This window comes from Longimicrobiaceae bacterium, from assembly GCA_036375715.1.
GTDB lineage: Bacteria > Gemmatimonadota > Gemmatimonadetes > Longimicrobiales > Longimicrobiaceae > DASVBS01.
The window spans coordinates 49050-71714 of record DASVBS010000083.1 but is presented as its reverse complement, the minus strand read 5'-3'; the positions used below and the strand labels follow the sequence as shown (position 1 = coordinate 71714).

The 22665-nt window shown below is 66.2% G+C and carries 18 protein-coding genes and 3 tRNA genes; 8 read left to right on the top strand and 13 right to left on the bottom strand.

The annotated features are described in order from the left end of the window. The first annotated feature begins 63 nt into the window (after window positions 1-63). Together VF167_18665 and VF167_18660 are read left to right on the top strand one after the other, a co-directional pair. The gene (locus VF167_18665; GenBank protein ID HEX6927453.1) at window positions 64-432 is read left to right on the top strand and encodes a response regulator; all 369 of its coding nucleotides are present in this window, start codon (window positions 64-66) and stop codon (window positions 430-432) included. A gap of 48 nt (window positions 433-480) precedes the next feature. Beyond that, on the top strand, window positions 481-1713 hold the full coding sequence (locus tag VF167_18660) for a DUF1343 domain-containing protein (GenBank protein ID HEX6927452.1): 1233 nt from the start codon (window positions 481-483) through the stop codon (window positions 1711-1713). A gap of 9 nt (window positions 1714-1722) precedes the next feature. Here VF167_18660 and VF167_18655 read toward each other — a convergent pair whose 3' ends face one another. The 7 genes from VF167_18655 to VF167_18625 all read right to left on the bottom strand — a co-directional run bounded on the left by VF167_18655 (window position 1723) and on the right by VF167_18625 (window position 4400). After that, window positions 1723-2073 (bottom strand): TfoX/Sxy family protein, encoded by a 351-nt coding sequence (locus VF167_18655; protein ID HEX6927451.1) that lies wholly within the window; start codon window positions 2071-2073, stop codon window positions 1723-1725. Between the two features lie 3 nt (window positions 2074-2076). Continuing rightward, window positions 2077-2337: a hypothetical protein gene (locus VF167_18650; protein HEX6927450.1), complete on the bottom strand. Its 261-nt coding sequence runs from the start codon at window positions 2335-2337 to the stop codon at window positions 2077-2079. Window positions 2338-2362: 25 nt separating this feature from the next. Next, the gene (locus tag VF167_18645) at window positions 2363-3280 is read right to left on the bottom strand and encodes an ester cyclase family protein (protein HEX6927449.1); all 918 of its coding nucleotides are present in this window, start codon (window positions 3278-3280) and stop codon (window positions 2363-2365) included. Between the two features lie 149 nt (window positions 3281-3429). Further along, a complete protein-coding gene (locus VF167_18640) occupies window positions 3430-3927 on the bottom strand; it encodes a DinB family protein (protein HEX6927448.1) in 498 nt (165 codons plus the stop codon). Between the two features lie 173 nt (window positions 3928-4100). Further along, window positions 4101-4172, bottom strand: a tRNA-Glu gene (locus VF167_18635). A 48-nt stretch (window positions 4173-4220) separates the two neighbouring features. After that, window positions 4221-4294: transfer RNA gene (locus VF167_18630), tRNA-His, on the bottom strand. Window positions 4295-4326: 32 nt separating this feature from the next. Beyond that, a tRNA-Pro gene (locus VF167_18625) sits at window positions 4327-4400 on the bottom strand. Window positions 4401-4798: 398 nt separating this feature from the next. Between VF167_18625 and VF167_18620 the strand changes: the two genes are divergently transcribed. The 4 genes from VF167_18620 (at window position 4799) to VF167_18605 (ending at window position 12780) form a co-directional block, all read left to right on the top strand. Continuing rightward, window positions 4799-7885, top strand: coding sequence for a TonB-dependent receptor (locus VF167_18620; protein ID HEX6927447.1), 3087 nt, complete (start codon window positions 4799-4801; stop codon window positions 7883-7885). Window positions 7886-7896: 11 nt separating this feature from the next. Then, complete coding sequence (locus VF167_18615; GenBank protein ID HEX6927446.1) at window positions 7897-9546, top strand: RagB/SusD family nutrient uptake outer membrane protein; 1650 nt, start codon at window positions 7897-7899, stop codon at window positions 9544-9546. Between the two features lie 556 nt (window positions 9547-10102). Further along, the gene (locus VF167_18610; GenBank protein HEX6927445.1) at window positions 10103-11791 is read left to right on the top strand and encodes an ATP-binding protein; all 1689 of its coding nucleotides are present in this window, start codon (window positions 10103-10105) and stop codon (window positions 11789-11791) included. 428 nt (window positions 11792-12219) lie between these two features. Further along, window positions 12220-12780 (top strand): outer membrane beta-barrel protein, encoded by a 561-nt coding sequence (locus VF167_18605; protein HEX6927444.1) that lies wholly within the window; start codon window positions 12220-12222, stop codon window positions 12778-12780. A 267-nt stretch (window positions 12781-13047) separates the two neighbouring features. Here VF167_18605 and VF167_18600 read toward each other — a convergent pair whose 3' ends face one another. Next, window positions 13048-13743, bottom strand: coding sequence for an HAD family hydrolase (locus tag VF167_18600; GenBank protein ID HEX6927443.1), 696 nt, complete (start codon window positions 13741-13743; stop codon window positions 13048-13050). A gap of 19 nt (window positions 13744-13762) precedes the next feature. On the opposite strand from VF167_18600, the gene VF167_18595 reads away from it, so the two are divergent. Then, window positions 13763-14326 (top strand): pentapeptide repeat-containing protein, encoded by a 564-nt coding sequence (locus VF167_18595; GenBank protein ID HEX6927442.1) that lies wholly within the window; start codon window positions 13763-13765, stop codon window positions 14324-14326. Here the strand turns inward: VF167_18595 and VF167_18590 are convergent. The 5 genes from VF167_18590 to VF167_18570 form a co-directional block, all read right to left on the bottom strand. Continuing rightward, window positions 14298-15707 carry an NAD(P)(+) transhydrogenase (Re/Si-specific) subunit beta gene (locus tag VF167_18590; GenBank protein HEX6927441.1) on the bottom strand — a complete coding sequence of 470 codons (1410 nt, stop codon included), beginning with the start codon at window positions 15705-15707 and terminating at the stop codon, window positions 14298-14300. The two genes, VF167_18595 and VF167_18590, sit on opposite strands and share 29 nt — an antisense overlap. 1 nt (window position 15708) lies before the next feature. Next, window positions 15709-15993 carry an NAD(P) transhydrogenase subunit alpha gene (locus VF167_18585; protein HEX6927440.1) on the bottom strand — a complete coding sequence of 95 codons (285 nt, stop codon included), beginning with the start codon at window positions 15991-15993 and terminating at the stop codon, window positions 15709-15711. A gap of 34 nt (window positions 15994-16027) precedes the next feature. Beyond that, complete coding sequence (locus tag VF167_18580) at window positions 16028-17170, bottom strand: Re/Si-specific NAD(P)(+) transhydrogenase subunit alpha (protein HEX6927439.1); 1143 nt, start codon at window positions 17168-17170, stop codon at window positions 16028-16030. A 363-nt stretch (window positions 17171-17533) separates the two neighbouring features. Next, window positions 17534-18169, bottom strand: a complete 636-nt coding sequence (locus VF167_18575) for a hypothetical protein (protein HEX6927438.1) — start codon at window positions 18167-18169, stop codon at window positions 17534-17536. Beyond that, window positions 18156-19709, bottom strand: coding sequence for a PAS domain-containing sensor histidine kinase (locus tag VF167_18570; GenBank protein HEX6927437.1), 1554 nt, complete (start codon window positions 19707-19709; stop codon window positions 18156-18158). The genes VF167_18575 and VF167_18570 overlap by 14 nt, the downstream gene beginning before the upstream one ends. 292 nt (window positions 19710-20001) lie before the next feature. Here VF167_18570 and VF167_18565 point away from each other — a divergent pair, with 292 nt between their 5' ends. Then, window positions 20002-22665: a M1 family aminopeptidase gene (locus VF167_18565; protein HEX6927436.1), complete on the top strand. Its 2664-nt coding sequence runs from the start codon at window positions 20002-20004 to the stop codon at window positions 22663-22665.

The window sequence follows — 22665 nt, the reverse complement described above, 5'->3', positions numbered from 1 at the left end:
ATAGTAGCGGGATACACGCGGCGATCCGGCATGTCACAGGCAACTCCTCCGGTGGTGCGGTAAATGAGCTCCAAGACCATTCTCTTCGCCGAGGATCAACTCGACTTCCTGGCCGTCAACAAGCTCTTCCTGGAGCGGCACGGCTACAAGGTGGTCGCGGCCGAGGACGGTGAGCAGGCCGTGCAGGCGGCCCAGGAGCACCGCCCGGACGTGATCGTGATGGACTTCTCCATGCCGCGCCTCGACGGCGTCGGGGCGACGGCCGCGTTGAAGACCAACCCGCAGACCCGCGACATCCCGGTGATCATGCTGACCGCCCACAGCTACGGCTCGGTCGGCCGGCGGGCGCGGGAGGCGGGATGCGTCTGCTTCATCAGCAAGCCTTGCGACCCGAAACGGGTGCTCAACGAAGTCGAGGCTCTCATCGGCTGAGATCCTGCACCGCGGCGCCCTGACGGGCGCTCCTGATCCCGGGAGACCATGAGACTCGTGGGCTTACTCGCCGCCACCGCGGTTCTGATGGGAACCATTACCGCGGGGTGCAGCGTGGCGCAGGAGACTCCTTCGTCTGCCCCGGGAGTCGTTACCGGCCTCGAAGTGCTTCTCAGCGACCCACCGGAGAGCCTGCTCGGCAAAAGAATCGGCCTCATCACCAACCACACCGGCATCGACCGCGAGGGGGTCAGCGGGATCGACCGCCTCGTGGCTTCGCCGCTGAAGATCGTCGCCCTCTTCACTCCTGAACACGGCCTGCGCGGGACAGCGGCGCCTGGGGAGCAGGTCGCCTCGGGCACCGATTCCCGCACCGGACTCCCCGTCCATTCCCTGTACGGCGACACGCGGAAGCCTACAGCGGGAATGCTGGCGGACGTCGACGTGCTGGTCTTCGACATCCAGGACGTTGGTGCGCGCCAGTACACCTATATCTCCACCATGGCGCTGGGGATGCAGGCGGCGGCGGAGAAGGGGATCCCGTTCGTGGTCCTCGACCGACCCAACCCGATTGGCGGCGAGATCGTGGAGGGTGGACTGCTGGACCCCGGGTTTGCGAGCTTCGTGGGGATGTACCCGATCCCCTCCCGGCACGGGATGACGGTGGGAGAGCTGGCGCGGCTCTTCAATGCCCGCTTCGAGATCGGCGCCGATCTGGCGGTGGTGAGGATGGAGGGCTGGACGCGCGCCACCTGGTTCGACGAAACCGGCCTGCCCTGGGTGAACCCCTCGCCGAACATTCGACGGCTCGAAGCGGCCGCGCACTACCCGGGTACGGTGTACCTGGAGGGGACGAATCTGTCGGAGGGGCGAGGGACCGACCTGCCATTCGAGCAGACGGGAGCGCCCTGGCTCGACGCCGCGAGCGTCGCCGAAGCCATGAACGCCCTCGGCCTGTCGGGAGTGCGCTTCGAAGCGGTGCGGATCCAGGTCGATTCGACGGCGGGCAAGTACCCCGGCGAGTCACTGCCCGGGGTGCGCCTGGTGATGACTGACCGAGCCACCTACCGTCCGATCGAGACGGTGCTGCGTCTGATCGATCTGATCCGTCGAACCCACCCCGAGGAGTTCAAGTGGGGACCGAGCATGGACCGTCTGGCGGGGACTGACCAGCTGCGCGGGGCAATCGACGCGGGGAAGCTCGATGAGCTGCTGGCGCGCTGGCGCGTGGAGGCGGAGAATTTTGCGAGGGAGCGCGAACCTTTCCTTCTCTATCCCTAGATCGAAAGACTACGATCTCTTTTTCTTCCGCTTGCTACTTGCCCGTCGCGAGACCTCCGCGGCGTGATGTGCCCACTCGGCAAGCTGCTCCCGGTTTTCCAGGACATCGGGCGGGACCTCATAGTACTGCATCACCACGTCGCTATCCTCAAAGGGGCGGAAGGGGCCCATCCCGGCGGCTTCGAAGTCAGGTCGGTTGGAGTCGTCCACCTTGAAGTAGACGACGTCGTGGGCGATGATCCCGAAGATGGTTCCGTCCAGGTAGAGGCTGTACCCTCCGAACATCCTCCTTCCCGACACGCTGCCGGCGCCGGCGAGTTGCTCGAGCACCCAGTCTCGGTATTCCGGCGATACGGCCACGGCTCAGTTCCCTTCGTTCGCGGAATCGCGCGGCTCGCTCCACCCGCGGGTGCGCAGCTCGCTGGCGAGGCGCGACTCCCGATCAGTCACCAGGACGACGGTCTGGTCGGCGCGCGCCGCGTAAATCGTCTTGTGCAGGCCGATCCGCGGGCCGTCGCCGCCGAGGGTGCGCACGAGCTCCTGCACCTCGCCGCGCGCGTCGCCGTCTTTGCGAAATACCGGGTAGGCACCACCCTCGGGTCCGGGGGCGGAAGAAGCAGTCATGTGGCCGAAGTCGGCGGAAGGGTGTTCATCCTGACGGCGTGCGTGCGGGCGAGTCGAGCTGCTTCATCAGTCCGAGCAAGTCGTGCTGCCACCATTCCTCGACGATGCGGTTGTCGGCGATGCGGTAGGTATTCATCGCCGAGCTGTCGATCTCCCTACCGGTCGGTGGGATCCCGTGGAAGTAGCCGAGCTGGGTTCCTCGCATGGTGAGGCGCACCGCCACCCGGTCGCTCTCGGCGATCACGTCGTGCACCTCGACGCTCAGGTCCGGAAACGAGTGGAAGATCGAGCGCAGCCTGTTCTGGAAGGCGGGCAGGCCGTGCGCTTCGCCCATGGCGCCGCCGTGCCACACCACGTCGGGCGAACAGATCGCTGCCGCGGCACCGGGGTTGTGCTGGTTGATCACCTCCTCCAGGAAACGCTGGACGATGGCCTTGTTCCGCTGCTGCGCCGAGGTATCCACTTCGGTTGCGTACAGCTCCAGCGGGGCGCGGCGGTCGGCACTGTGGAGAGGACTGTTCGGGAAGAGGCCCATCTGCCGCAACAGCGTGGCCGAGTCGAAGTAGGTTCGCAGGCGGGTGATCGCGCCGTTCTGGAGCTCGATCGCGTCGCAGAGGCGTAGCTCCACGCGCGACCAGGTGGGCGGCACGTAGCCGCTGCCGGTGATCAACGCCCCGGTGTGTGTGCCGCGAAAGGTGTACTCCGCCAGGGCGGCCTCCTGATTCGTGGAGAGTCGCAGGACCTCGACCTGGAGGTCGGGAAAGGCCGCCGCCCACGCGCGGGAGAACTGGAGATACCCTTCCCGTCCCACGTAGCGGTCCGCGGTAGCCATGTTGATGATCTCCGCATCCACCGCGAAGCGCTCCGCTGCCTTCTCGAAGGCGCCGCTCCGATACGCGTCGTAGATCGAGCGCAGCTCAGTTCGTCCAGCGGCTGCGGACATTGTCTCGTTCCTCCCTTTCCGGATCGCTGCTACCTCGGTCTTCGCGATGGGATCGCAGGAAATGCACAACGAGTGCCGGAAACGGAGGAGATGGGCGTGGGGCGCGAGCGTCGCCTCCCGCGCCGGGCGGCCCCGCCTCCTCCTCGCGGTCAGCCGAAGGGGTTCTCGTCCGCGGTGGGGCCGTAGACGGGCGGGAGTGGTACCTCGAGGAGGCGGAGGTACACGGTGAGCTGCCCGCGATGGTGGTAGATGTGGTTCATCATCAGACTCCGGATCATCTCGTAGCGGGGACTCTCGATCGCAGTACGTCCATCGATCCTCATCTTCCAGGTCTCCTCGAGCCCCCCTTCGCCCCACTCTTCGAAGCGCTCGGCGGCATGATCGACACCGTGCTGTAGAGCGGCCAGCAGCTCTTGGCGGGACCGGGCGGCAGGGAGCGGTACATTGGGCGCCTCGACCTCGGCAGGCGTCAGCAACTCCGCGATGCCCCCGGGGAGCCGCGCCACGTGCAGCGCCAGTTGCCCGAGCGACATCGATTTGGGGTGCGGTGACCAGTCGAGCCGATCCTCGGGCACGCGCTCCAGCACCTTCCGGGTCGAAGAAGCCTCGCGCCGCAACTCGGCGATCAATTTCTGGGTCAGGCTCATTACGCCTCGCAGATGGGGGGTGATGCGAAAGTCGGCAGCAACTTGTAAATGCAAGTATGCAGGGAAGCAACCCCCAGGCTGATTATTGTGCGCCGGGGGAGCGTGGCGGTGGGGAACGCAAGAAGGGCTCCTCCCGCTGCGCGGAAGGAGCCCTCTAGTACATCAAACTCAAATGACCCTACCGGGAATCGAACCCGGGTTTCCGCCTTGAGAGGGCGGCGTCCTGACCGCTAGACGATAGGGCCTCTCAGAGCGGACGCTGCACCACGGCACACCGCGACCAGCGCCTGCAGGGTGAGCGACCGGAATCGAACCGGCGACCTCCAGAGCCACAATCTGGCGCTCTAACCAACTGAGCTACGCCCACCACACGGGCCCTCCAGCGGACCCTTCCTCCAGTCGGGACGGGCGGATTTGAACCGCCGACCCCTCGCTCCCGAAGCGAGTGCTCTACCGGGCTGAGCCACGTCCCGCACCGTCCGTACGGAGAACTCCAAATCTAACCAAAATTCATGGACAGGGTCAACCCCGCACCCCCCGCCTGCTCTGTTGACCATCCGCCCCCTCCGATGTAGAGTGCAACAAAGTTCATCTGATGGTTTTGGCAGGTTCAATGGTTCAAGACTGCCGCTGGAACCGACCTGAACCTGCCGGATCGCCTCTCCACGAGGCGGTTTGCACGAGCGCGGCGCGCAGCCCCTGGCGCCGCCGGTCTGGTAGCGATCTCCGCATCCCGGATGTTCTGCGTCACGCCGTCCGGGGATGTGACTTGACGCAGGTGGCCGTCCGTAGCGGCGGCGTCGATCCAGCCATCCATGTCTGTCCCCGCGCAGCCTTCGGCTGCCGTTTCACACCACCCAGGAGATCTGCCATGAGACCAAGGGCCATCTGTCTGTTGCTCGGCTTGGGCATCACGGTCCCGATAGGGACCAGCGAGGCGGCCGCGCAGGAACTGGGAACCATCACCGGGACGGTGACGGCGTCCACCGGTAGTCCGCTGACCGGCGCGGCGGTGACCATCGTCGGCACGCAACGCGGCACCCTGACTCGTGCGGATGGAACCTTCGAGCTCTCGGGGGTTCCCGTCGGTACGCAGACGGTGCGGGCGAGCTCCCTCGGGTACTCGACCGAGGAGATGGAGGTGAATGTGCAGGCGGGGTCGCCCGCGACCGTCACCCTGATCCTGCAAGCGCAGGCGGTGGAGCTGGAGGGCGTGGTCGCGGTCGGGTATGGAACACAGCAACGGATCAACCTCACCGGCGCGGTCGCGGCGGTCAATGCCGAGGAGATGGCTGCGCTCCCCGTTCCGACCGTCGCTGCCGCCCTTCAAGGGATGTCGCCCGGACTCCAGATCCTTGACGGGGGCGCCCAACCCGGGCGGAATGACATCGACATCCTGGTGCGCGGGCAGGGGACGCTGGGCCGGGGCGGCAATCGCGGCTCCGCCGCTGCGGCGCGGCCGCTGGTGCTGATCGATGGCATCGAGGGCGACATGAACACCCTCGATGTGAACGACATCGAAAACATCTCCGTGCTGAAGGACGCCTCGTCGGCGGCGATCTACGGCTCTCGCGCCGCGAACGGGGTCATTCTCATCACCACCAAGCGGGGGATGGCGACCGGCCGGCCCCAGATCTCGTACAGCGGCTACGTGGGGATTCAGAACATCACCGCCTGGCCGAAGAACGTGGGGGCGGCGCGCCACATGGAGCTGCGTAACATCGCCCGCGCCAACATGGCGAAATGGTGCGCCGACACCGGCCAGTGCGACCCCGCTACCTACCCACCCACCTACACCCAGGAGCAGATCGACGCCGCCCGTCGGGGCGAGGGAATCAACACCAACTGGGTGGACGAGCAGTTCGATCCGGCTCCGATCCAGGATCACTCGCTGCGCATCACCGGCGGCAGCGAGGCGGCCCGCTACGCGCTATCGCTGGATTACATGAAGGAGAGCGGGATGATGGCCAATACCGGCGCGGACCGGTATGGCCTCCGGCTCAACACCGACTTCCAGGCTACCGACCGCATCTCGGGCGGCGTGGACATCGCCGCCAACCGACGTTCCGACATTCTCCCCGCGAACGCTGGCGGCTCGCTCTTCTATCTGATCCATGACACGCCGCCAACCCGGCCGGTGAGGCTGGAGGACGGCACGTACGGGCTCAATCTCTTCGGCTTCAACCCCATCGCGTACGCTCGGGAGAGCGGCCAGGAGCGCCGTGCCCTCACGCAGGGGACCGTCACCGGCAGGTTCAATCTCGACATCCTGCCCGAGTGGGTCGAGCTCCAGACGCTCGCCTCGGTGCGCTACGACGTCGAGGACTGGGAGGAGTTCACCACCGACTCGCGCTACATCTCCACCTGGCCAGCGGAAGGCACGCCCTGGGGGCCCAACCGGTTGGAGCAGCGCGACATCTCGGGGATGCAGACGACGCTCCGCGCCCTCCTCAACTACGGGCATTCGTTCGGGGATGGGACGCACGACGTGTCCGGCGTCCTCGGTTACGAGCAGATCAGCCAGGAGAACGAAGACTTCCGGGCCTGGCGTTCGGACTTCTTCAACAACGACGTGCGGCAGATCAACCTCGGCAACGCCGACACCCGCGGTAACTTCGGCGCCGGGTCGGAGTGGGCGCTCCGTTCGGTCTTTGGCCGCATCAACTACACGCTCCTGGGCCGCTATCTCTTCGAGGCCAACGCGCGCTACGACGGCTCGAGCCGCTTCGCGAAGGGGCACCGCTTCGGTCTCTTCCCGTCCTTCTCGGCCGGTTGGCGCATCTCGGAGGAGCCCTTCTTCAACCTCGGCTTCGTCGACGAGCTGAAGCTGCGCGCCTCCTGGGGCCAGCTCGGCAACCAGGACGTGCCGCTCTACTCCTACTACAGCACCGTCTCGGTGACACTGCCCTACTGGTTCGGTGGCGCCGTACAGGACGGTGCGGCGACCACCGAGGTGGCCAACGAGGATCTCTCCTGGGAGACCACCACGGTCACCGACTTCGGCTTCGACGCCGCCTTCCTGGACGGTCGCCTATCGCTGAGCGGCGACATCTACAACCGGAAGACCGAGGACATCCTGCTGGCGCTGCCCATCCCCGACATGGTGGGTCGGGACGCTCCCTTCCGCAACGCGGGAGCCGTGGAGAACAAGGGGTGGGAGCTGGCGATCGGCTGGCAGGACGCGATCGGTGAGATCAGCTACGGCCTCGACTTCAACCTCTCCGACAACCGGAACAAGGTCGTCGACCTGAACGGCACCGGGCCGTACGTGAGTGGTGAGCGGGTGGTGATGGAGGGCCAGCCGATCAACGCCTGGTACGGCCTGGAGGCCGACGGCTACTTCCGCAACCAGGAAGAGATCGATGCGCATCCGCAGCCGAGCGGGTGGATCACGCGACCGGGTGACCTACGCTTCCTCGACCAGAACGGGGACGGCGTCATCAACGAGGACGACCGCGTGGTGATCGGGGACCCGAACCCGCGCTACGTGTTCGGCCTGAACCTCAACGCCGCCTGGCGCGGTTGGGATGCGGGGCTGTTCTTCCAGGGCGTGGGCAAGCGCGATCAGTACCTGGCGCTCGGCTTCATCCAGGGCCCGGTATGGGAGAACTACACCTCCGAGTGGCACAACAGCTACTACGACCCGGCCAAGGACAACCAGGACGCGCGCCATCCGACCTGGTATGCCAACTACAACCGCAACTACTACACGGTCAACTCTCACTGGCTGCTGGACGGGAAGTTCGTGAAGCTGCGCAACGCTCAGATCGGCTACAGCCTGCCGGCCTCGGTCGCCGGGAGGCTGGGCGCGCAGCGCATGCGCATCTACCTCACCGCCAAGAACCTGTGGACGTGGCACAACATGGGGATCGGGCTGGATCCGGAGTATCCGGACCCCATTCCCGATTACTACCCGCAGACTCGCGTCTTCAGCATCGGCACCGACATCAGCTTCTGAGAGCGATAACGATGAGACGACCATTCATTCTTGCGTTGGCGCTCGGTCTGGCGGTCGGAGCCACCGGGTGCGACGACGAGTTCCTGACGACGCTGCCACAGGATGAGATCTCGGACGCCATCTTCTGGAAGACGGAACGAGATTTCACCATGGCGGTGAACGCGGCGTACCGGAACGTCCTGGACACGGACCAGTTCTTCATCGACGGCGCCTCGGACCACCTGTACTCGAAGAAGGACTGGACGGTGAACCACGCCTACGCGATGGGCCACCAGGATGCGACCAGCGGCTGGTCCGCGGGCATCTGGGCACGGCTGTACGAAGGCATCAGCCGGGCCAACGAAATCCTGACGCGGCTGGAGACCACCGAGGCAGAGCTCTCGCCAGACTTCAGGACGCAGATCCAGGCGCAGGCGCGTTTCCTCCGCGGCTACTTCTATCACGAGCTCCTCTGGCTCTTCGGAGGCGTGCCGCTGTACGACAAGGTTCCCACCATTGAGGAAGCGCGCGAAGCGACTCGGGCGTCGCGGGAAGAAGTGATCAACTTCGTGCTCGCCGACCTGAGCGCGGCCGCGGAGGGGCTGCCGGATCGCTGGCCGGCGGCGGAATACGGGCGCGCCACACGGGGGACCGCGCTGGCGTACCTTGCGCGCGCGGCGCTGTATGAGGCGAGCTACAACAAGTACACGGAGGGCAACGCCGCGCGCGCGAACGAGCTGTTCCGCATCGCGGCCGACGCGGCGCAGGACGTCATGGAGTCGGGGGTCTACTCGCTCCATCCGAACTACGCCGAGCTCTTTACCTATGCGGGTGAGGGCAGCCCGGAGGTCATCTTCGACTACCAGCACGTGCAGGGCGTGAACGGCTGGGGCGCCTTCGGCTGGTTTGCCCCGCACTCCATGGGCGGTGTGGTCGACCTCGCCCCGACGCGGGCGCTGGTCGACGAGTACCGAATGACGGACGGGCTCACGATCGAGGAGTCGCCGCTCTACGATCCGTCCCCGCCCGTGATCGAGAACGGGAAGGTCGTGTCGCTGGGGATGTACGCCAATCGTGATCCGCGCCTGTACGCGACGGTCATCTTCCCCGGGGCGCAGTTCAACGGCGCGGTCTTCAACCCGTATCCAAACAGCCCCACGGTCGATCGTCTGGATCGCAGCAACTTCAACAACACGGAGACCGGTTTCGTGATGAAGAAGTACGTCGATCCACAGGACGAGGATCAGCGTAACAACAGTGGCCTCAACATCATCAAGATGCGCTACGCGGACGTGCTGCTGATGTATGCCGAGGCCAGGATCGAGCTGGGCGAGTGGAGTGACCCGAGCGTGAAGGCGGCGCTCGACCAGCTCCGCGATCGAGTGGGCATGCCGGAGGTGACGCTCACCTCGCAGGAACAGGCGATTGAGCTGGTGCGGAACGAGCGGGCCGTGGAGCTCGGCACCGAGGGGCTGCGGCTGGCAGACATTCGCCGCTGGAAGATCGCCGAGGAGGTCATGCCGGGGCAGCCCGCAGGCATGGATATCTGGGAGAACGGCCAGATCGTCACCGTGTTCGGAACCTGGCAGCGGAGCTTCTCGTCTCCGCGCGACTATCTCTGGCCGATTCCGGTCGGGGAGCGCGATCTCAACTCCAACCTGGCCCAGAATCCGGGCTACTGAGCCCGGTCCTTTCATCCTCACCCCGGCGCGCCTCTACGGCGCGCCACCCTCTTATCACCGGAGAGGGGCGGGCGCCGTGAGGCGCCCGGGGTGGGGATCTGGTTGTCAGTCCTGCCTCGTAGTGACCATCAGCACCCCCTTGGCAGTCCTTATCCATAGATCCCATAGATCGCCGCGGCGCCGTTCCAGAGGCGGCGGTGCGCACCACGTCGTTCAGGTTCAGGGACGACACACTGTGGTTCGTGTGCTGGGATCTCATCCACGATGATCATGGCCTCGCGACTGGAGCGGATGGTCTCCTGCCCGAGATCTATCCACGTGTGGTTCCCGCCGCGCTGCATGAACGCCTGGACGTCTTCCCTTGGCGAAGACCCCGCAAAGCCCCATGTTGTCCGAGACGCCCGGGGCGGGGTGAGGCGGTGGATACTTGACTCGTGGCGCGGCACACCCGTGAGAGCATGTCGGTCTCCCCTTTGCTGCCCGATCCGGAATCGATGATGCCGGTGGCCTTTCTCAGCGCTTCTCGCCTGAGCGTGGTTACGCTGCAGGGTAGACCATGATGGAAAGGTCAGGCGGGGCGGAGCGTAGAGCCGTTCGTGAGGGTGCGGCGCCGGTGCCGCTCCCCGCGGCCCTGGCCCACTTCGAGGCTGTAATCCCGCATCTCCCCCTTGCCGCGCTGGTCATCGACGCGGACAGGCGGATCGTCCTCCACAACGAGCGGGCCGCCGCGGTGTGGCGCCTGCCATCGGCAACCCCCTTCGCTGAGGACGAGCTTGGCAGCTGGGTCGCCTTCCACCAGGATGGGCGACCCTACGAGATCGACGAGTGGCCCCTGGTGCGCACGGTCGCCGAAGGCGTGGCCCTCGAGGGAGAGGAGCTGGAGATCCTCCGGCTCGACGGCACGCGCGGAGTCGTCCGCATGAGCACCACCCCGATCCGCGACGAGGTGGGGCGCGTCGTCGCCGCGATTGCCACCATCGTGGACGTCACGGAGGAGCGGTCGGTCGAGCGTAGCCGGCGCATCCTGGCCGAGGCCAGCGCGGCCCTGGTCTCCTCGCTGAGCTACGGAACTACTCTTCGCAACGTCGCCCGGCTGGCGGTTCCGGAGCTCGCGGACTGGTGTGCGGTGGATATCCTGGGGGAGTCAGGGAGGGTGGACCGGGTGGCGGTGGAGCATGGCCCGGAGATCCCGGAGGAGGTCGCCAGCGCTCTCGCCCTGCGGTGCCCTCGGGATGTGAACGCTTCGGGGGGAGTCGCCCGCGTTCTGCGGACCGGCGAGCCGGAGCTGGCTATGGAGAGCGATGGCAGGGGACTGGAGCGCGTCGCTGCTGATGGCGAGCACCTTGCGCTCTTCCGGCGTCTCGGCGCGCGATCAATCATGATCGTTCCGCTCATCGCGAGGGGCAAAACGATCGGCGCGCTCACCTTTGCCTCGGCGCGTCAGGATCACCGTTACGGTACGCGCGAACTGGAGCTCGCCCGCGAGCTGGCTGCCCGTGCCGCCCTGGCGATCGACAACGCGCGGCTGTACCACGAGACCAAGGCAGCGAGTCGGGCCAAGAGCGATTTCCTCGCGGTGATGAGCCACGAGCTACGCACACCGCTCACCGCCATCATCGGTTACGCCGAGCTGCTGGAACTGGGGATCCCGGAACCGCTCACCGACGCCCAGCGCGAGCAGATCGAGCGCATCACCGTATCGGCGAAGCATCTGCAGGAGCTGATCGAGGAGATCCTGACGGTCGCCAGTCTGGAGGCCGGCGAAGCCAAGATCCGGCGGCAGACTGTGGCGGTGAGCGAGCTACTCCGGCGGGCCGAAGTGATCATTCGGCCCCTTGCGCTGGACAAGAGCCTCAGCCTCGACGTGGAGGGACCCTCGCAGGACACCGAGATCGAGACCGATCCGGAGAAGCTGCTGCAGGTCCTGCTCAACCTGCTCTCCAATGCGGTCAAGTTCACGGAAGAAGGGGGAATCCGTCTCAGCGCGGAGGTGTATGGGGATCACCTCGAGGTGGTGGTCGGTGACACCGGGATCGGGGTGGCCGCGCGTGACTACGACCGGATCTTCGAGCCTTTCTGGCAGGTCGACCAGCCGACCACGCGGCGCGCGGGAGGCACGGGGCTGGGGCTGACCATCTCGAAGCGGTTGATTGAGCTTCTCGGAGGGCAGATCCGGGTCCAGAGCCGACTCGGAGAGGGAAGCTTCTTCACCGTGCGCGTTCCCTTGCGGGTAAGCGAGGCGTGAGGCCTGCGCTCCGCACCGCTGCTACCTCATCCTCATCCTCAACCGCCCCCACTAGCTTCATCTCCGGGATCGACTCACAGCCCGGAGCGATAGCTCCCCCCTCCGACATCCTTGTCATCGACGACGAGGCCGGCATCGCCGCTCTTGTCGCCTGCGACCCGGCGCGCGAGGCGCACGGGGTGCGCTTCGGGAGGAGGCCGGCCAGGCCCAATCGTCTCCTTGCGAGAGAACCGCCTTGCGATTCTTCGGGATCAGTCTAAGTGATTAGGGGACCGCCACATCAGCGGGTTGGGACGGCCGCACGCGCGGGCCCTTGTGCGCGGCGCGGCACACCGCCGGTGGAACCATGCGCGGGGCGGTGGGGTCGGACAACGACCTTCGCGGGCGGAGGACCCGCGAGGGCGTTGCACACGAACCAGGGGATAGAGATGATGCGTGGTGCGATCCTGTCAGCGGTTGTCCTCGTGCTCGGTTCCGCGGCGATCACGCCGGTGAGCGCACAGAACGGCTTCGCCCTCAAGGGGCACTACATCGTCAACTCCTCCGCCGCCGAGGAGGCGCGTGAGTCGCGGCAGCTCCCCGATGCCGACGCTTTCGGCCTCGGGGCAGAGCTGGTGCTACCGGTGGGGCTGGGAGTGGGGATCTCCGGCTATACGGCGAAGAGCGACCAGGAGGCTTTCGACTCGCGCGAGTTCACCGTCCTCGGAGAGGTGAACTACTTCCTCCGGCTGCCGATGCTGCCCATCTCGCCCTATGCGGGTGTGCACGCGGGACTCGGTGTTCTGGATCAGGACAACGTGACCGATCCCGACCTGGAGATCCAGGACAAGAGACGGTCACAGCTCGGCTACCAGCTCGGCGTCCGCTTCCAGGTCACCCCGCTCATCGGCCTCGACGCCCAGTGGCGGCGCATGAGCACCTCCGCCGACGAGGACCAGGACGACCGACTCGAGCGGGACCAGGTGCTGCTGGGGGTGACTGTCTTCTAGGGGCAATTCTGAGTTTTGAATTTTGAATTGGGGGCGCCCGCAGCAATTACGAATTACGAATTACTAACAGCATTCGGAGACACACACTGTCACCCGGAGCACCCCGGTCATCCTGAGCGCCAGCGGAGGATCGCGCGACGCGAGGATGCCAGCTTGCGACCCGGCGCTTTGTTCGGGTGACAAGGTCGAGGATCGGATGAGGTGGTCGAGGAATGATAGAGTTCTTGGTAATTCGTAATTCGTAATTCGTAATTCGCCACCGCCGCGTCAGAGTTCGCTGAAGATGGCCTCGCACACCGCTTCCGTGTCCGCCAGGTTGTCGAACACGTAGTCCGGCCCGCAGTCGGCGAGCTGGGCGCGGGAGTATGAGCCGGTGGCGACGGCGATGGTGCGGACGCCGAGGTGGGCGCCGCAGGCGATGTCGCGGGGTGTATCGCCGATGATCACCACCGACTTGCCGTCGAAGCGGTGGCCGAACCGTTCTTCGGCCCGCCGCACGGCCAGGGCGGGGAGCTCGGGGCGGTCGGCGTGGTCGGAGCCGAAGGCGCCGACCACGAAGCGGTCGAACCCCAACTCCGCTGCTTCCAGCTTCAGCCGCGCTCCCTCCCGCATGTTCCCCGTCAGGAGGCCCAGGATCGCGGCGGGGTCCGCCTCCAGCGTATCGAGCAGGCGGGGCACCCCCGGGAGCACGCGCACCGGAATCCGGGCGAGGGTGTCCCGCAGGCCGGCCAGGTAGATCTCCCAGATCCGGTCCAGGTCGTGCTCGATCCGCTCCCGGTCGAGCCCCGCCAGGCCGAGCAGCTCGCGCGCAATTTGCGGGTCCGTTCGGCCGGCGAAGGAGTAGCCATCGATTGGTCCGGACGTCCCGAACACCTGCTCCAGCGCGGCGCGGAAGGGTGGCCCTGCCGCGCCGGCCGCGGACAGCAGCGTGCCGTCGATGTCGAAGAGGACCAGTCGTTGCACGTTCCCTCAGGAGTCTGACATGCCTAACACGAAGCCACGGACGATTTCCGACTCGGAGCTCGAGGCGAGGCTTCGGGCACAAGCCCCGATAGAATTGAGCGGTGAGAACCTTGAAGGTGCCAACCTGGAAGGAGCCTCGCTTCGTAGCGCCGACCTCGAGCGGGTGAACCTGCGCGGGGCGAATCTCCGCGGGGCAGACCTGCGCGGCGCCAACCTCGCCTGGGCCTGCCTGGAAGGCGCAGACCTCTCCCACGCGACCGCACTGGGCGCGCGCTTCACCCACGCCCATCTCGAGACGGCCCAGCTCACGCACGCCAGCCTCGCGCTGGCGGACCTCCGATGGGCCCGGCTGCGGGAGGCCGATCTGACCGACGCCGACCTGGTCGGAGCGCGCCTCGACGGCGTCGAGATGTGGAGGACGGAGCTACGTGGGGCACGCATCGACCGCGAGGGTTTCCGCTGCCTCGAGCCCCATCTGTCCGCGCGCCAGCTCCAGGATCTCGTTCTCTACACCCGAGACGACCCCGCGGCCGAGCGGCCGCGGACCCCGAGCTTCACGCCGCCGCTCCAATCTCCTGCTTGATCTCGCTGATCAGCGCCGTCAGGGAAGCCTTGGCATCGCCAAACAGCATCGAGGTGTTCTCGCGGTAGAACAGGTCGTTCTCGATGCCGGCGAAACCGCTTCCCATGCTTCGCTTCATCACGATCACGTGGCGCGCAAGGTCGGCGCGGATGATCGGCATGCCGTAGATCGGCGAACCCGGGTCCTCCAGCGCCGCCGGATTCACGATGTCGTTGGCGCCGATCACCAGGACGATGTCCGCCCGCTCCAACACCGCGTTGGCCTCGTCCACATCCGTGATGAGCTGGTCGTAGGGCACATTCGCTTCGGCGAGGAGCACGTTCATGTGCCCCGGCATCCGCCCGGCCACCGGGTGGATCGCGTACTTCACGTCCCCGCCACTCTTCTGCACCAGCTCCGCCAGCTCCCGCACCTGGTGCTGTGCCTGCGCAACGGCCATCCCGTAGCCGGGGATGACCACCAGCTGCTGCGCATAGGCGAGCTGGATTGCGGCATCCTCCGGGGTGATGGTGCGGACCGTGAGACCCTCGGCACTGCGCTTGGAGCCCGCCTGTACCGCACCGAACGCCCCGAACAGCACGTTGGTCAGCGAACGGTTCATCGCCCGGCACATGATCTGGCTCAGGATAATGCCGGACGAGCCGACCAGCGCACCGGAGATGATCAATACGGTGTTCTCGATCACGAACCCGGTCATCGCCGCGGCGATTCCCGAATACGAGTTCAGCAGCGAAATCACCACCGGCATGTCGGCGCCACCGATCGGGATCACCAGCAGCACCCCCAGCAGCAGCGACAGACCGACCACGGCGTAGAAAGCCGCCAGCACGGTATCCGGAGTAACCAGTTGGTAGACGGCCAAGGCGACTATCGCCACGAAGATGAGGGCATTCACCACCTTCTGTCCGCCGAACACGATCGGCCGCCCCGTCATCAGTTCCTGCAACTTCGCGAAGGCGATGATGCTCCCGGTAAACGTGACCGCTCCGATCAGGATTGCGAGCTGAATGGTGAGCGCTGTGGCGAACGGGAGTTGCTGGCCGAGAAGCTGCTCCCGCAGGAGCTCGGCTGACCCCACGAGGAGCGACGCACCGCCCCCGAAGCCGTTCAGCAGGGCGACCATCTGCGGCATCGCCGTCATCTTGACCGAACGAGCCATGATCAGCCCGATCAGCGATCCCACCACCAGGCCCGCGATGATGGTCCCGTAGGAGACGATGGCGCGATCGAAGAGAGTCACCACGATCGCGATCAGCATCCCCGCGCCCGAGATCATATTACCACGTCGAGCCGTGGCCGGGCTCTGCAACCGCTTCAGGCCGATGATGAACAGGAACGCTGCAACCAGATAGGCCAGCGTAACCAATGCCGGATTGTTCATGTCAGCGCTCCTTGCGGAACATCTGCAGCATCCGATCGGTCACGGCGTAGCCGCCCACCACGTTCATCATGGCGAAGACGATCGCGACGAAGCCTAGCGCGCTCGAGATCCAGCCGTGCCCGCTACCCGCGATCACCAGGGCGCCCACGATAGTGATGCCGCTCACCGCGTTGGCACCCGACATCAGCGGGGTGTGGAGGGTCGGAGGAACCCGTTGGATCAGCTCGTATCCGAGGAAGGTGGCCAGGGCGAAGACCACGATCCCCGTTATCAGACTCTCGGTCATCTCAGCTCCAGTGGTCGATCGATGAAGCGCCGGCTCAACTCTGCTCGGGTGAAGCACCCTGTCCCGTGGAAGCCAGTTCGAGGCTTCCGCGCGCAACGCACATCGGCCCGACGATCTCGTCTTCCAGGTCGATGGTCAGAGATCCCTCGCGGATCAGGTGCTGCAGCAGAGTGAGCACGTTGCGGCTGAACATCTGGCTGGCGTGCAGCGGCAGCGTGGCCGCGAGGTTGACGGGGCCGATGATCTTCACCCCGTTCTCCACGACCGTCTCCCCGGCGCGTGTCAGCTCGCAGTTGCCGCCGGTCTCCGAAGCCAGGTCGACGATCACCGATCCCGGGCGCATCGAGCGAACCATTTCGGCGGTGATCAGTCGCGGTGCCGGCCGCCCCGGGATCTGAGCGGTGGTGATGACCAGGTCCATGGCGGGGATGTGCGCCCCGATGGCGGCCAGCGTGCGCTCCTGCTCGGTGCTCGACTGTTCCTTCGCATAGCCGCCCTCGGTCTCCGCCTCCGCCGACACCAGCTCCGACGCCACGAAGGTCGCGCCCAGGCTCTGCACCTGCTCGGCAGCCGCGGGGCGGATGTCGAAGGCGGATACCATCGCGCCCAGCCGCCGGGTCGTGGCGATCGCCTGCAGTCCCGCGACGCCGGCGCCGATGATGAATGCCTTGGCCGGAGGGATGCTCCCCGCCGCGGTCGTCAGCATGGGGAGAAACTTGTCCAGGTGCATCGCGCCGATCAGCGCGGCCTTGTAACCCGCAACGGTCGCCTGCGACGAGAGGACGTCCATCGACTGAGCGCGGGTAATTCGCGGTACCTTCTCCAGGGCGAGGGCCGTGATCCCGGCACGGTCGAGCTGCTCGAAGAGGGAATCGTCGAAGCCGGGCTGAAGCAGCGAGATCAGCGTGCTACCCGAAGGAATCTGGCCGATCTCCTCGCGGCTCGGACGCTGTACCTTGGCGATCACGGTGGCGCCGGAGTAGAGCGATGCCAGATCGCTCACGACTGTTGCCCCGGCCTTTTCATAGGCTTCGTCGGGCATGCTCGCAGCCTGGCCGGCGTTGCTCTGCACCGCGACCTCGACGCCGGCCTTGGCCAGCCTGGCGACGCTCTCCGGCACGAGAGCGACTCGGGTCTCTCCGGGCAGCGTCTCCTTCGGCACCGCGATCTTCACCATGGTTCCTCCTCATCAGATGCCGCCTGTATGGCGGCCGTACGCAACCCGTCAGCCGCTCCGTCCGGCGGGCTGGAGCGGTGGGTGAGTCGGGCTCACTTTCGGGGGATGCCGGGGCATCAGAAGCAATGCGGGAAGAGGCTGGCGCACCTCCCCCCGCATCGTCGGGCATTCAAACGCCCAAAGGTACAGGATCGTGCGGACGTGCGCCATATGCACACGCGTGCACACTCCGGAACAGGCGCCGCCCAGCTTCGTACGCGCGAAACATACGCGCCCGGGACGGCGGGTGCCTCCCCGGGCTCCAGCAACGACGCTCCAGCAACAGTGTTGCAAATCGGGGCTAGCGGGAAGGCCGGCCTCGCCTCAGCGAGGTTGCCCGTTGCGCGGAAGCTCCCGTCGAGTCGGCCTCTCCTTGATCTCGACTCCGCCCATGATCGCCGCGCCGGTGATGCGTAGCACCGGGCCGTCCTCCGCTGCCTCGGCGCGCTGCGTGGCGTGGCCGAACCCTCCCATGATCCCGATTCCGTGGCTCTCCACCCGCAGCCCGGGGGGCACGATGATCTCCACCCCGCCCATGAGAGCGAGCACGTTGACGGTCGTAACTCCCGGACCGAGCTGCGCTTCACGGAAGTCGAGCAGAGTGCCGCCCATCACCGCCACCACGTAAAGGTTCTCGGGCGGTGCCCACGAACCTTTCCGTTCCGCGCCCCCCATGATCGCGACCACCACCTGGTTGGCATCGCGAGTCGCCAGCGAGGTCTTCGCGGCGTGAACCGGTGGGGTGGGGGTGAGCTCCGGCAGCCCGACGAGCAGGTTGTCCAGCGCGGCAAGCGTCTCCGCCTTGTGCGCCCGGTCGATCAGGTCTTCCAGCTCCTCGGCCTCCAGGTGATCCCGCGCGAAGTGCTCGCAGAGGCGGGCGATGGTGTACTCGCGGCGAATTCGGAGCGCCGCCGGTGTCGGAGGGAGAGAGGAAGACTCCGCCATCTCAGTTCGCGACATCGAGCACGACGGGGCCGGTGGCGCCGAAGGTCACGGGGAGCGTGAGGCGGAAGGTGCTCCCCACTCCGGGGGTGGAGTCCACCCCCAGCGTCCCCTGCAGCAGGGTGGCTAGACGGCGTGAGATGGAGAGGCCCAGCCCCGTCCCCGTCTCCGGCGGGCTGCCCACCTGCACGAAGTCGTCGAAGATTCGCTCGATGTCCTCTTTGGCGATGCCGATTCCCTCGTCGATCACCTCGATGACGACCGTGTTGTCCTCCCCTGAGCTGCAGCGTACCGCGATCGGCCGACCGCCACCGAACTTCGCGGCGTTGGAGATGAGATTGAGCAGGATCTGTCGCACTCGCTGCGCATCGGTACGCACCGCCGGCAGGTCCGGTTCCACCTCCAGGACGAGCCTGGACCCGTACCGCTCGGTGACTGGCAGCATGGTTCCCATCAGATCGTTCAGCAACTCGTCCAGCCGGGTCTCGCATGGATTCAGCACCAGGCGTCCCGCTTCCAGCTTCGAGAGGTCGAGGATGTCGCAGACGAGCTCGAGCAGGTGGCGAGTGGCGTTGTGCGACCTCTCGATTGCCTGGTGCTGCTCCGACGTCAGGCTGCCGAGCGCGCCGCTCATCAACAGCTCCTGATAGAGCATGATGGCACTGATGGGCGTGCGGAGCTCGTGATTCATCGACGTGTACAGCCGCGTTCGCGCCTGCATCGCGTCTTCCAGCGCCAGCGTTCGCTCGCGCAGGATCTCGTTCACCCGCTCCAGCTCCGCGGTTTGCAGGTGCAGGCGCTGCTCCGCCCTGTGCTGCTCGGAGACGTCCTCGACGACGCCCATTCCTCCGACTACTACACCATCGGGATCGCGCAGCGGAGCGTATCGCACCGTGACCCACAGCTGCGATCCATCGGGATGCAGGTACGGGCCGTCGTAGAAGGCTGTTTCACCCACGACGGCGTCCTGCAGTCCGGGGACGGGAGGATACTCCTCGTCCCGCAGGCTCATCCCCACCATGGTGCCGCGCGGCAGACCGGTGATCTGTCGCAGCCGCTCGTTGATGTCGGTAATGCGGAGCGAACGATCGCAGAGAAAGACGCCCACCGGCGACTGGTCGAAGAGCGCACGGTACCGGACTTCGCTCTCCCGCAGAGCCCGCTCGAAAACGCGGATCAGATCGTCGCGGTTCGAAGCCGAGTGTCGCTTGACTCGCTGCTCGACCAGGGCGATCTGGGCAGCCAGGAGTCGGGGTGAGCCCTGCGGATCGAGAATATCGTCGATTCCCGCTTCCAGCAGCGCCTCGAAGCCGTCGCCGCCGTCGTGCAGGGCCACGATCCACGCTTCCTCCCCACCCGGGAGTGCACGGAGACACGGCGCCAGTCCCGCGCAGGCCTCGATAGGACCTGCGAGGATCACCAGGCCGCAGGGGCACTCGCGGAAACGGGCAGTTGCGTGGGCAGCGGAAACGGCATGGATCTCCCACCCGGAACTGCCCAGGAGCTCGCCAAGGAGGACAGAGTTGGAGCCGTCCGTCTCGACCAGCAGAGCTTTCATAGCGCCGGGCGGATCGAGGAAAGGCGGGAGATGGATGAGGGAGACTACTGAGCAAAGCTAGATACCACTCCAGCGCGAGGCAAGGTGAGCTATGGGTCGGACGGGTTCGCCGAGACAGTCGACCGCTTGCCTCCGTCGCAAGCCGCTTCTACGTTCGCTTCGACCCGGTGCTCGTCTGCCGGTGAATACCGCCCCCCTTGCCTTCGAGCTCTGCCCGACAGGGTCTTTGCGACCCGGCACCGGGATGGCTTCGCCGGATCGATCACCCAACCCCGCCAGAACAGACTGATCGATGTGGAGATCGGCCGTAGTCGGTCGTGTCGCGCTCATCGTGCTGACCTTCACCGCATGCGCCCCTCCCCGACCTCAGGTTGTTGAGCCGGTGCAGGTCGGACCGCTGGTCCGCCCCGGCGTGCCTCAGGACCTGGCCCGCCTTCGTTCGCAGACGATCAGCAACGTCGCCTACCATCTCGCCCTCGATCTCACCGACAGCACCTGGGTGCGCGGCGACGTCACCATCTTCTTCGAGCGCGCACCCGGGGCAGGGCACCTTGTGCTGGATTTCCGCGGCCTCTCCGTGACCGATCTCTTCGCCAACCAGACAGAGGTGAAGAACGCGGCGTGGGTCAACGGGCACATCATCGTCCCCGAGGAACACCTTTTAGATGGGCCGAACATGGTCGACATACGCTTCATGTCGCCCGTGGCGGCCGCCGGGGCGAGCGTCGTCAGGTTCGTCGAAGCCGCCGATTCCGCCTCTTCGGCTTCAGGTGGAGACACCTATCATTACACCCTGCTCGTTCCCTCCGACGCGAGCCAGCTGTTCCCGTCGTTCGATCAGCCCGATCTCAAGGCGATGGTCCAGCTCGAGCTGACGATGCCCGAAGGTACCATTGCCGTTTCCAACGCCCCGCTCGAAGACAGCGTCAGCCTCGCCGACGCCCGCTGGGTCCGGTTCCGTCCCACCCTTCCGATCAGTACTTACCTGGCCGCGTTCGCGGTAGGCCCGTGGGCGACCTGGACCGACAGCGCCGGCGCGGTGCCGATGACGCTGTACGCCCGCCGCTCCCGCGCCGCCGAGGTCGACGCGGACACTCTCCTCGCCCGCAACCGCAGGGCGCTGCAATGGTTGGAGGAATACTTCGACCATCCGTATCCCTTCGAGAAGCTCGATCTGCTCCTCGCGCCGGCGTTTCCTTTCGGCGGGATGGAGCACCCGGGGGCCATCTTCTACAACGAATCACGCTTCATCTTCCGCGAGCCCCCTACGCTGCCGGAGCGACTCGCTCGTGACGCGACCATCTACCACGAGATCGCACACCAGTGGTTCGGCGACCTGGCCACGATGCAGTGGTTCGACGATCTCTGGCTCAAGGAGGGGTTCGCCACCTACATGGCCGCGCGGATGCAGGACGCCCTCAACCCCGGCACGGGTGCCTGGAAGACGTTCTACCTCCAGAACAAGCCGCCGGCGTATCGTGTGGACGCGACGAGTGGGACCACCCCCGTCTGGCAGGCGCTGTCCAACCTCGATCTGGCGAAGAGCAACTACGGACCGATCGTCTACAACAAGGCGCCCTCCATCCTGAAGCAGTTGAACTTTCTCGTCGGTGAGGAAGCCTTCCGCGCCGGTGTGCAGAGGCTGCTGCGGCGGTTTGAGTTCGACTCCTTCACCTGGCGGGATCTGCTGGAGGAGATGGAGCATGCGTCCGGCCGATCCCTTACGGAATTCGGCGAACGATACATCCTGTCGCGTGGTGTGCCCGAGGTGGAAGCCGAGCTGGAGATCCGCGATGGAGTGGTGTCGGCGCTAAGCCTGGTGCAGCGGCCAGCCGGCCCGCTGCCGGACAGCGACGCGACCTCGTGGCCGGGGCGGGTCCGGGTACGACTCGGCTACGCGAACGGACAGGACAGGCTCCTTCCCATTGAGCTCACTGGAGACACAACCCTCGTGGGCGAGGCCGTGGGGCTGCCCGCACCGGACTACGTGTTCGCCAACGACGGCGACTTCGGCTACGGCATCTTCCTCCTCGACGAGCGCAGCACGGAGCACCTGATCGAGAACGTGGGCTCCCTGGAGGACGATCTCCTGCGCACGCTAGTCTGGGGATCGCTGTGGGAGGGTGTGCGCGCGGGCCGGGTCGCACCGGACCGCTTCGTCGCCGCGGTGCTGCGCGAGCTCCTCGCCGAAGAGGACGAACAGATCGCCGAGTTCCTGCTGAGCCGAACCAGGGTCGCGCTGGACCGCTACCTCGACGAGAGTACCGATCCGTGGCGACGCGAATTCGAGGAGCTGCTGGTGCAAGGCATGGATGCGGCCGGCGACAGCTATGACCTGAGAAAGGGCCGGCTAGATGCGCTGCTGGCGGGGGCGCGCGGCGAGGGGGCGCTGCGGGTGCTGGAGGACCTGCTTGCGGAGCGACGGCTATTCGATGGCGCGCCGCTGGCCCAGCCCAGTCGGTGGGCCGCGGTTCGCACGCTGGTAGCGATGGGGCACGAGAGCGCCGATTCGATCCTCCGGGCGGAGGCGCGGCGCGATGCAACGCAGGAGGGGGCGAGACAGGCTTTCATCGCCGGTGCTGCCCGCCCGGACCGCGACGCGAAGGCGGAGTACTTCCGTCGCTACCTGGAGGATGCGAGCCTGAACGAGGAATGGGCGACGGCCAGCCTGTCGGCCTTCAACCACCCGGAGCAGGAGGGCCTCACCCTATCGTTCCTGGAAGAGGCCCTTTCGAAGCTCACCTGGATTCGGGAAAACCGGCGGATCTTCTTCCTCCCACAGTGGGTCGACAGCTTCGTCGCCTCCCGGACCGGCCCGCAAGCGCTCGCCCTGGTCGATCGATTCCTGGCCGAGACCAGCGACCTACCGGACGATATCCGCCTGAAGCTGCTGCAGGCGCGGGACGAGCTGGCGCGTACGATTCGCATTCGGGAGAACGCCGCCTCGCAGGGCTGA

Excerpts from the sequence above, each read along its gene's own strand:
- VF167_18620 (HEX6927447.1), top strand. The coding sequence starts at position 4,799 with ATGAGACCAAGGGCCATCTGTCTGTTGCTCGGCTTGGGCATCACGGTC.
- VF167_18590 (HEX6927441.1), bottom strand. The coding sequence starts at position 15,707 with ATGAACAATCCGGCATTGGTTACGCTGGCCTATCTGGTTGCAGCGTTC.
- VF167_18585 (HEX6927440.1), bottom strand. The coding sequence starts at position 15,993 with ATGACCGAGAGTCTGATAACGGGGATCGTGGTCTTCGCCCTGGCCACC.
- VF167_18650 (HEX6927450.1), bottom strand. The coding sequence starts at position 2,337 with ATGACTGCTTCTTCCGCCCCCGGACCCGAGGGTGGTGCCTACCCGGTA.
- VF167_18580 (HEX6927439.1), bottom strand. The coding sequence starts at position 17,170 with ATGGTGAAGATCGCGGTGCCGAAGGAGACGCTGCCCGGAGAGACCCGA.
- VF167_18570 (HEX6927437.1), bottom strand. The coding sequence starts at position 19,709 with ATGAAAGCTCTGCTGGTCGAGACGGACGGCTCCAACTCTGTCCTCCTT.
- VF167_18660 (HEX6927452.1), top strand. The coding sequence starts at position 481 with ATGAGACTCGTGGGCTTACTCGCCGCCACCGCGGTTCTGATGGGAACC.
- VF167_18645 (HEX6927449.1), bottom strand. The coding sequence starts at position 3,280 with ATGTCCGCAGCCGCTGGACGAACTGAGCTGCGCTCGATCTACGACGCG.
- VF167_18640 (HEX6927448.1), bottom strand. The coding sequence starts at position 3,927 with ATGAGCCTGACCCAGAAATTGATCGCCGAGTTGCGGCGCGAGGCTTCT.
- VF167_18575 (HEX6927438.1), bottom strand. The coding sequence starts at position 18,169 with ATGTCGCGAACTGAGATGGCGGAGTCTTCCTCTCTCCCTCCGACACCG.
- VF167_18595 (HEX6927442.1), top strand. The coding sequence starts at position 13,763 with ATGCCTAACACGAAGCCACGGACGATTTCCGACTCGGAGCTCGAGGCG.
- VF167_18605 (HEX6927444.1), top strand. The coding sequence starts at position 12,220 with ATGATGCGTGGTGCGATCCTGTCAGCGGTTGTCCTCGTGCTCGGTTCC.
- VF167_18665 (HEX6927453.1), top strand. The coding sequence starts at position 64 with ATGAGCTCCAAGACCATTCTCTTCGCCGAGGATCAACTCGACTTCCTG.
- VF167_18565 (HEX6927436.1), top strand. The coding sequence starts at position 20,002 with ATGTGGAGATCGGCCGTAGTCGGTCGTGTCGCGCTCATCGTGCTGACC.
- VF167_18610 (HEX6927445.1), top strand. The coding sequence starts at position 10,103 with ATGATGGAAAGGTCAGGCGGGGCGGAGCGTAGAGCCGTTCGTGAGGGT.
- VF167_18615 (HEX6927446.1), top strand. The coding sequence starts at position 7,897 with ATGAGACGACCATTCATTCTTGCGTTGGCGCTCGGTCTGGCGGTCGGA.